Here is a 2,802-nt window from a genome sequence, read left to right on the forward strand (position 1 = left end):
ATTAAAACGGCATAAGAGGTCCGCATGTGCGACTTGGTTCAAAAGGAAAGTACTAAATCAGGGGCTTGAAGTTCATATCAAGCTCTTGATTTTGAGCCCCTGACTTAGAACTTTCCTAATCTATTTTGGATAGTTGAGGCATGGTTTTTGATGCCATCCACAGGATCTTCAGTAGTTGCTTCAATGTAATGCTAAATTCCATATTGTCATCACTGACCGCAATTCCATTCCACTGCAACTGCTGTGTTGACCAGCACTCAAATATCCTTCCTTGTAATTTCTTTATATATAATGCCAAGGTTATCCGGCATTACCTGCTGATTCAGCTTATACTCAGCATAATCCTCATTGCTTAACAGGCCAATTCAACAGAGGTTCTCCAGCCCGTTAATTTCCTTATTCAGTCGCTTACACAGTTTGCTGTCATTTACAATTGCTTGAATTCAGTATTTACGATCGCAATCATGCTCACTTGGTACTTTTGATGTATTTCCTATACAGATTTTCCTCCCTTGCTTTACCTCTGTTTTTTGTTCAGTGCCTGTATCAGCAGCTCCACCTGTGTACCTGTCAAAAATGGAGTCTTAATGGTAGATGCCCAATAAAAATTTCTACCAAGTATATTTTTGATTTCTGTTGGAGACAATGCCGGTAACTCAGCTGCATTTCCAGAAAAATTCCTCGGGGTAATCATCTCTACCTTCCTATAAGCTTCATCCTTGTCAGCATTAGTACACTCATCCGTCAAAACTTTTCCTATCGCAATGACGCCTCTTCCTTTGGAATAAAACAGTGCGTAATCCCCCTTGTCGAAAGAACGGATGTATTTTCTTGCGTCTCCATATGCAGATATTTTGTTCTGTGCTATCATTTCACCTTCATTCTTGTCAGAATACGTTCTGTTGGTATCAAACATAATTCCTTTGCAGCCTGCAAACTGAATCTTAGAATTCTCTACCTCAGTCAGAAATTTCACCCAATGTAATACGCTCTCCGGAATGATATGAACTTTCGCCGGATCTGTTGCAAAATTGAATATCATTTCTGCTTTCACTTCAAACACATGCTCATATTTATCTAAGTTGTCAATACGGCCCTCTGTAGTCAATAGGTATGTTTCGCCCTTCAATGATGCATAATTTTCTGCATCCAGATTTATCGTTCCCTTTTTAGCTTGAATATAGATATGCTTTCTATTTGTATCCTGCGGGTCAATCAAAACACATTCATAGTTTGGAGTTGAAATCTTATTGGTCGAAGGGATACAGATATAGCCCTTTGTATCATAAAGCCACAACGCCAATAAATCCTCCACATCTTCCGGTTGCAGTAAATTGTAAAAGCAGCCTTCTGACAAAGATAAGTCCGGACTCGGATACATATACATGTCTCGATTAATATCATGAACTTTATTGTAGAGCAGCTGGCTATATTCTTCCACGCCTTCTTTGTTCACTCTTTGCAGTGTAAAACCTCTGATAAACGCTGTTGCTATTGCCCCTGGCACTGCTTCCTCATCTGCCGTATCAGATGCTGGATACCAATCAATGTTTGTCAGCTGATTTGCTGCATCAATGGCTACGGCTGACTCATTAAAATTCCAGACGCTATCTGATTTTACTCTTGCAATGTAATACTTTCCTTCCCGCGTCCGCATCCATAGTAAGTCTTTTACTTTTACATCTTCCACCATACGGCAAACACTATCAAAATTCTTATACTCTGTTTTTGCAAATTTACAGTAATCTTCAAATTTCTGTATTCCTGCTCGGTCTGCCTGAGTTAAATCACGCAAGCTCCACCCCATTGCCGCAACATGATTTTGAATGCAATATGATGCTATGTTGGCACCACCTGTGTTTACTTGTAATCTCCAAACAGCCATTCATACCCCTCCCGAATTGTCAATTTTTATTATTGGTGTTAATCCTTAAATGTGTTGGTAAAGCTATATAGCCAATACTCCAGTCATTCTTACATCCTTATTATTGTGGTAATAGTTTGTGCTGGTTACTTTCAATATAGTTTCCGTCAACCGCCAGATTATGGACTCTGCATTTCAGTAGGTGACGGCAAACAGCGTATTGTACCTATTGATATATTTGCTCGCAACTCCACGATGGAATTCATAACGCCTTTTGATGAAACTATGGAAACCATTCACCGTGTTCAGATTAAAAAAGTGCGCATCATCGCATTCCTGGTTCACGCAGTCCCTCACCGTGCAGTCTGCGATTCCGGTAAATGTATGGTAACTCCTTAATCCGTCACAAAGCGCAAGCGTTCCATCTGAAATGTGTCTTTAAAGATACTTTCCAGTTCCTTTGCATCGGGTTTAGCCCTGTTAACCGTGGCTGCAAAAGCATCCCCTTTGCGCTGGATCCCCGTGCAGATACAAAGGTATTCACTGGAAATGCTTCTTTTTAAAGCTTTTGCACCATGTTTGCGTGGATTACGCCCTGCCCCGGTGTCCAGTTTCTTACCTTTATAGCAGTCAAGGATAAAGGTTTCGTCAAATTCAGACACATCCCCAGGCAGATATCCGCTACTACGGGCAGTTCCAACAAAGCCATAAGGATTTTATGGCGCATGTCAAATGAGTATTCCGGAACTTTTTGAACCGCTATTCCGGTGAATGGATACCGCCGTTCCGGTAAGGACGATACCCGCAATCCGGAACAGATGATACCACCATTCCGGTGAATGATACCAGTGTCATGAAAAACCTTAGTTCTTCATGTAAACTGTATGTATGCGCTTTATAGCGTAAATACAGTTTAAGGAGGTCTTTATCATGACCAA

2 protein-coding genes are annotated in these 2,802 nt (G+C 40.8%); both read right to left on the bottom strand.

Annotated features, from left to right (window positions below):
* Positions 1-517 precede the first annotated feature (517 nt).
* Positions 518-1,885: a hypothetical protein gene (locus FYJ45_RS29100; protein WP_195842045.1), complete on the bottom strand. Its 1,368-nt coding sequence runs from the start codon at positions 1,883-1,885 to the stop codon at positions 518-520.
* A gap of 374 nt (positions 1,886-2,259) precedes the next feature.
* On the bottom strand, positions 2,260-2,526 hold the full coding sequence (locus tag FYJ45_RS29105; RefSeq protein ID WP_154468410.1) for a hypothetical protein: 267 nt from the start codon (positions 2,524-2,526) through the stop codon (positions 2,260-2,262).
* Between the last annotated feature and the right edge of the window lie 276 nt (positions 2,527-2,802).

Source organism: Eisenbergiella porci, assembly GCF_009696275.1.
Taxonomy (GTDB): domain Bacteria; phylum Bacillota; class Clostridia; order Lachnospirales; family Lachnospiraceae; genus Eisenbergiella; species Eisenbergiella porci.

Excerpts from the sequence above, each read along its gene's own strand:
- FYJ45_RS29100 (WP_195842045.1), bottom strand. The coding sequence starts at position 1,885 with ATGGCTGTTTGGAGATTACAAGTAAACACAGGTGGTGCCAACATAGCA.